Origin of the sequence: Clostridioides sp. ZZV15-6598 (genome assembly GCF_020657705.1) — a bacterium.
Classification (GTDB): domain Bacteria; phylum Bacillota; class Clostridia; order Peptostreptococcales; family Peptostreptococcaceae; genus Clostridioides; species Clostridioides difficile_F.
In genome coordinates this window covers 1-6,969 of sequence record NZ_JAGWCS010000174.1, presented here as the reverse complement: position 1 = coordinate 6,969, position 6,969 = coordinate 1, and the positions used below count along the sequence as shown (strand labels likewise).

5 protein-coding genes are annotated in these 6,969 nt (G+C 27.7%); 2 read left to right on the top strand and 3 right to left on the bottom strand.

The genetic code is table 11. The features are described from left to right. On the bottom strand, positions 1-2,346 hold a 2,346-nt coding region (locus KGF50_RS19575; protein WP_227849611.1), incomplete at its 3' end, for a serine hydrolase. A gap of 208 nt (positions 2,347-2,554) precedes the next feature. On the opposite strand from KGF50_RS19575, the gene KGF50_RS19570 reads away from it, so the two are divergent. Further along, positions 2,555-2,854: a rhodanese-like domain-containing protein gene (locus KGF50_RS19570; RefSeq protein WP_227849610.1), complete on the top strand. Its 300-nt coding sequence runs from the start codon at positions 2,555-2,557 to the stop codon at positions 2,852-2,854. Positions 2,855-3,155: 301 nt separating this feature from the next. On the opposite strand, the gene KGF50_RS19565 is transcribed toward KGF50_RS19570, so the two are convergent. Both KGF50_RS19565 and KGF50_RS19560 read right to left on the bottom strand, forming a co-directional pair. Then, on the bottom strand, positions 3,156-3,725 hold the full coding sequence (locus KGF50_RS19565) for a TetR/AcrR family transcriptional regulator (protein WP_227849609.1): 570 nt from the start codon (positions 3,723-3,725) through the stop codon (positions 3,156-3,158). Positions 3,726-3,933: 208 nt separating this feature from the next. Further along, positions 3,934-6,162, bottom strand: coding sequence for a YhgE/Pip domain-containing protein (locus KGF50_RS19560; protein ID WP_227849608.1), 2,229 nt, complete (start codon positions 6,160-6,162; stop codon positions 3,934-3,936). A gap of 291 nt (positions 6,163-6,453) precedes the next feature. On the opposite strand from KGF50_RS19560, the gene KGF50_RS19555 reads away from it, so the two are divergent. Continuing rightward, positions 6,454-6,969: ABC transporter transmembrane domain-containing protein (locus KGF50_RS19555; RefSeq protein WP_255655068.1), on the top strand; the 516-nt coding region annotated here is incomplete at its 3' end.

The following is a 6,969-nucleotide window of genomic DNA, read 5'->3' as shown; positions in this document are numbered from 1 at the left end:
AGCTAAAGTCTTTTCATTTATTTGAGAGCTTCCAGTTAGCAATATAGGAGCATCTTTTTTATATGCGAATGGTGTTGCAGCCAAAGCATCTGCAATTGCAGAATCATTTATTAAAACGGCATTTTCAGCATTTTCCCAACCTGCTTGGCTTATCTTAATAGAAGTTTCATATCTATCAGTTCCTGTTAGTGCATTTGCATTTACTTCATCTTGGTATGTAACTTCAAATCTAGCATTTGGACTTCCTAAGAAAGCAATTACGCCTCCTTTTGGCAATCTGACTCTATTATTTTTTGTCACTAAAGAGTAATTTACAGGGATTCCTTTATCATCATAAACTGCAAAAGATGAATTTTGAGGAAGATTAACTTCTATTTTTTTGTTTGCTATATCATCGCCAATTTTGTACCATTTTGCATACCCCTTTGAATCTAGTTGATATGTAAAAGATTTTTCTGATGATAAATTAGTCAGGGAATCTTCACTTACATATGTTTGTGTTGCAAATTTTAGGTATTCTGTACCATTTTCTTTATACAGTTTGATATCACTCAAATCACGACCCATTACACCAGGTATTTCTATAAAAGCATTTGAATTATTTTCATCTACTATTTTAGTATTAGCTAAAAAACCTGGAGTTTTATCAGAAACACCAAGAATTGCTTTAACAGAACCAAGCATATAGTATTGAGAACTATATTTTTCATCCACTAGATAGTAGCCTTTTTCACCTCTTTTTTCCCATGCTTCTTTGACACTATTTGATATATTATTGTCATCTACCTTTTGAGCTACGTAGTATAAACTTGCTGTCTGACCTAATCCAGGAACATCATCATAAGAGCTCATATTTAAATATGTGATATTATTTTTTTCTTTTACAAATTTGACACAACTATTACCTTTTTCAGATACAAATCTATCTTGACCTATGTATACATATTTATCTTCAGGTCCATTTTCTATGTACGGAGAAGATACTGTTAGAGTACCGTTATCATTAACATCGATTTTTATCATATTTGAAGAAGCATAAAGTCCACTATTTTCTTTTAAGTAACTTGGCATTTTGACTTGTTGTGGCTTACTAAATGTTTTATCAGGTTTTATTTCTTTAATTTTACCTTTTTCTTTTAATGCAGATAGTAAAATTTCTTGTCCAATTATTTCGTTAAGTTGGCTACTTCCACCAGAAGAAACAACTGCAACTGCCATATTTTCATCTGGAAGAACTGTAAGATTACTATGGAATAATAAAGAATCTCCACCTTTTGTAAGTGCTTTTAGATTATATTGATTAAATGGATAAGTGTTGACACAATCCCATCCTAAACCATATCCAAGGATAGAGTCTTCTCCCTCAGGCCATAGACCATTTAAATACTCTTTATTTTCCATAGCTTTTACTGAAGCAGGAGAAAGAATTCCATTTGATTTTTTCATAAATGTTTGTGCAAATGTACATAGATTTTCTGCACTTGAATATAAGCCACCCATGCCTATAGTATTAAAGTTATCTTGTGGAACAGCATCTTCCCAATAAGGTACATAAGCTTTTGCAAGTCTTGAACTGTCAAAACTATTTTCTGGAGTTTTTGTATTTTGTAAGTTAAGTGGATTGTTTATGTATTTATCAAGAAAATTAGTAAATGACATACCAGATACTTTTTCTACTAAAATTTCAGCTAAAGTAAATCCATCATTACAATAAACTGAAAAAGCTCCTGGTTTAGCTTTTAATCTTTGTTTCTTTAATTCTTCTAAGAAATTATCATGACTATAAGAATCATTGTCTCCCAATAAAAGGGCATTTTTCAAACTTCCTCCCATTAACCCTGATGAATGGTTTAATAACATTCTTGGAGTTATTTCTTTATATCTATCATCAGCCATTTTAAATTCAGGCATATATTTTACAACAGGAGTATCTAAATTTAATTTTCCCTCTTCAACCAACTTCATAACAGCTGTAGTAGTAAATACTTTACTGATAGATGCAATATTATACATATTATCCTTAGTTAAATTTTTATTATCTTGTTTGCTGTATACGCCACCATTTCCAGAAATCTCAATTTTACCATTATCAATTAGAGCATATTGAGCGCTTACAGCACCGTATTTAGATAGTAAAGTTTGAATTTTCTCTTTAGCTAGAGCTCTGGTTTTTGTGTAAGACTCCGAACCTTTACTATAATCATTTAACTCTATATCAGAGCTTTGATACTTATCGGAGATGTTTTTTGTGTCATTATCAGCAAAAGTAATACTTGGAGCAGCTGTAAATAGCATACTAAGTACTAATGTGCTAGATAATAACTTACATAATCTTTGCTTAAACATATTAAATTACCTCTTTTCCCTCTTAAATAATTTATAATTAGCATAACATTCTTAATTATTTTAATCAACAGATTATTGTTAAGAAAAATGTATTTATAATAAGTATACATTTTATGTATATGAGAAAAATAAAAATATAATATTTTGTTATTTGATAAAAAATAAAGGGTATAAGTAATATACAAATAAAATGGAGGAATCTTAAATTATGTATAAGACTATAGATAAAAATCAACTTAAGGAAATGATGAAAAATGAAAAAGATATTTTATTGCTAGATGTAAGAACTAAAGATGAATTTAATGAAAGTAAAATAGAAAATGCTATAAATATATCTTTACAAGAGTTAATTAATAATATAGATGAAATTTATGAATATAAGGATAAAAAGGTAATAGTTTATTGTAGAAGTGGTCATAGAAGTGTTACTGCATGTAATTTGTTAGGTGAAGAAGGTTTTAAGAACTTATATAACTTAAAATCTGGAATAACTGATTATATGAATTAAATGTTTAGATTATGTTAGACGAAGTAATTTAATATTAAATTTTTATGATATGCTTTTATAAATTATAAAGGCATATTTTTATTTAAAGAAAATAAAGCAAAATATCTGTGAAGGTGATATTTATTTTTTAGAGGAAGAGAACTACAAAGGATTAATGTAACTACAAGTTCATCTAAAGATATACAGAGTGGTATAAAAAGTGTCAATCTGTATATCTTTAGAATAGAAGTAAAAGATGGAATGTAATACAAAATTATATTTGTAAAATATATGTATCTCTGATTGTTGAGTAGGGATATATTTAAATATTCATAAGATAAGTTAGAAAAGAACGAATTCTTTCTATCTTTTCATCATTAGAAATGTCATTACGTAGTAATATACCTTGTTGACCGTATACACAAAAGTATGCTGTTGTATCGGAATCAGGAATATTAATTTCTCCTCGCGAATTAGCTAGTTCAATTTGTTTTTTTACAATTGGTACAAGCTTTTCGCAGACTTTCAAAGATAACTGGTCATGAATTTTTTTGTTTTGTTCTCCATGACATACTTTATAATAAAGACTATCATCAGTTTCTATATCAATAAATGTTGGGACTTCTTCAATTATTTGTTTTAATGTTTTATTTTTATTGTTTAGTATAGATAGCATTTTATCTACTAGAATTTGTGCATACTGGTCTATAGCGCTATCAAATAAGATTTCTTTTGATGAAAAATAACGATAACACAGACCTTGTGCAACATTCATATGTCTTGCAATATCAGTAATAGAAGTTTTTTCATATCCATTTTCATAAAATAACTTCATTGCAGTATCTAAAATTTCTTGTCTACGCTCATTAGGTTCTTTAGTAATACGTGGCATATAGTATCCTCCTTCTAATTTCAAATACATAATAGCATATGGGATTTTGAAAGTCAATGAATGAATATCAGTCATTTATAAGTAATTATTGAGGAATAGTTTATTAACTCTAAACTAGAAAAAGGTAGTAACTGAGAAGCTACTACCTTTGATATAAACTTAAAACATATATTATTTTTATAGAATTTTTAAAGATATAATCAAGTTTTTAATGTCCAGTTAAATTACTATCACCAAATTTTTTGTTAAATGGTTGTATAATTCTATTTATAGGTCCTTTTAGAAGTACATTTAAGCAGATGAACAAAATCATAAATAATAGTAATACTAATATATCTTTAATTAAATTTGGAGGATATATACCACCAACAGCTTCTCTTGTGGCACCTATTGCGTAAGTAAATGGCATTATAGGGTTTATTCTTTGGAAGAATGTAGGTGTAACTTGTATAGGGAATGTACCACCAGAAGAACCAATCTGTACGACTAGTAGTACTATTGCAACTGCCTTTCCTATATTTCCAAATACAGACACTAAAGAGTAAACTATAAAATTAAACACCATACTAGTAAACATGAGTAAAATTATTAGTAAAATTGGATGTTCTGCTGTTACTCCTAATAATAATATATCTCCAACTCCAATTATAAATCCTTGAACGAGAGCTATACTTAAAAAAGTAAGTCCTCTTCCAAAATAACTCTCATAAGGTTTATAGTTTCCATGTACAGATGTAGATAATAATGCTGAAAGTAGTAATATACCTACCCATGTAGAAAGAACACTATAAAATGGTGTCATTGCAGAACCATAGTTGGCAATTGGATATAATTTTTCTGTCTTTACTTCAACAGGTTCCTTTAAAAAGTTTGATTTTGTAAGTATATCACTTTCAAGTAAGTTAACTAATTTTTTCATATCATCGCCATTGCTAATTTTACTTAAAGTATCAACTAAGTCATCTAACATTCCTTTTGCCAAAGGAAGTTTTTCTCTTATTAATGATATACTTTCTTGTGCATTTCCTGAAAGGCTTAAAGAAGTAGTAAGAATCTCTTCAACCTTTGGAAGTTTTGCTTCTGCTTTATCCAAAACAGTGATTATATCATTTGCTACATTTATGCTTTTTTCAAATATACTGTTTATAGGTTTTGATATTTTTGAGTCAAAATTATTTAAAATATTTAAATTAATTCTTCCTATACCATTTGATAAACTTAAAACGTTATTTAAGGCGCTTATAGATGGCTGTTGACCAGATATAACCTTATCTTTAATATCATTTAATGTTGATATAGAAGAATCTATTTTATTGCTGGAATCTTCAAGGCTATTTATTACATCATCCAGTCTATTGTTTGATGTAAGCTGATTCAATTTGGTTAAAAAGTCTTCCAAAGTATCATTTAAAGATTGTAAGTTAGAAAGCTTTTCTGATAAATTATCTATCAATTTAGGTACATCTTCACTTCCACTGTTCACTGCATCAATTAAATTTAATGTAAGAGAAGAAGCAGAAGATGAAAGGTCAACCATTAAATTTAAATCAGACTTTATAAGAGGAGAAAGTTCATCTACATTGTTATTTGTATCCTCTAAGAATTTTTTTACATCACTTGATAATAATTTTGTATCATTTAAAGTCTTTTTAATTGTAGGTAAATCAGCCTTAATATCTTTCACTGTACCTGATAACTTTGAAGTAGCATCAGCAGCCAAATCGACAGTCTTATTTATATGGTCAAATCTTTTTTGAAGGTCCATAAGAGAGTTTTCAACCTTTGTTAGTTTTGGAAGCCCATGTTCAATTCCTGCACCAACTCCATTTGATACACCAAGAACTATTTCACTCACTGTCTTTATTATTGTTTGATTAACTTGTAACTGTATTGCAGAAGCTCCTTTGTCAGTAATCTTTGGTGCAACTGCATTTATCTTTTCATTTACTGTATAGATAAGTTCCCCTTTTTTTACATCATCTGTAATTAGAGAAGTTAAATCTTTCGTGAAATTTTTTGGAATCTTAAGTGAAGCATAATAAGTACCTTTTTTAACACCTTCAAGAGCCGTTTTTTCATCTACAAACTGCCAACCTAAACTTTTATTATCTTTAAGTTGTTCAATTAACTGGTCTCCAATATTAATTTTCTGTCCTGCTATTTCATTACCTTTATCTTCATTTGTTACTGCTACAAGCATATTAGCAGTACTCCCATATGGGTCCCAAGATGCTTTTATATTAAACCAAGCATATAAAGATGGTAAAAAAGCAAGTCCTACAACTATTATAAGTACTGCATAATTTCCACGTATGTCTTTTAGGTCGTTTTTAAAAATTTCTAATATATTTTTTAAACCCTTTGAAGGTCTTAAATTTTTCATATTATTCCAGTTTAAAATTTCTTTTAAACCATTTGTTTTTTTCAAATGTCTCACCTCCTGAATATTTTAATAGATAAAAAAGTTAGATTTATAATCAATTTTAAATTATATTACTTTTTACACAAATAGTAAAGTTAAAGTTTTGTCTTAATTTTAATACATATATATTATATATAATAGTATGCTATAAATATATAAAAATATGGGAAATAAAAACAAATAATTTATAAAATATATAGTATAAAAATTAAGAATAAATCAAATATTTATAATTGATATAATCAATTAAATTATTGATTGTGATATACTTTTAATAGTGAGAAAATGCTATGAAGGGATGATTGAATGAGGTATTTTAAGAAATATATAAAAAAATATATAGTGTTATTTTTAACAGCAGTATTTTTTTTAACATTGGAAGCTTTTTGTGATTTGGCACAACCAACTATAATGGCTAAAATAATTGATATAGGGGTTTCAAATAAGGACTTAGATTACATATTATCAACAGGAGCTTTAATGATAGGGATAACTTTTTTAGGAGCAGTATTTTCAATAATAAGGAGTATAATCTCAGCAAGAGTTTCTCAGTGTTTTTCTTATGATTTAAGACAGGATGTATTTGAAAAGATAAATACATATTCTTTAAAGCAAGTAGATAAGTTCGGAAGAGCCTCACTGATAACAAGAATTACTAATGATATTAATCAGATACAATTATTTGTTCATGGAATGATGAGAGTTTTTATAAAATCACCAATTATGTGTATAGGAAGTTTAATTATAGCGATAAAATTAAATTTAAAAATGTCAATAATTATTTTAATTGCAGTTTCAATTATATTTATTATAATATTGTTT

Bases quoted from the DNA above. Each gene is read 5' to 3' on its own strand.
- KGF50_RS19570 (WP_227849610.1), top strand. From the start codon at position 2,555: ATGTATAAGACTATAGATAAAAATCAACTTAAGGAAATGATGAAAAAT.
- KGF50_RS19565 (WP_227849609.1), bottom strand. From the start codon at position 3,725: ATGCCACGTATTACTAAAGAACCTAATGAGCGTAGACAAGAAATTTTA.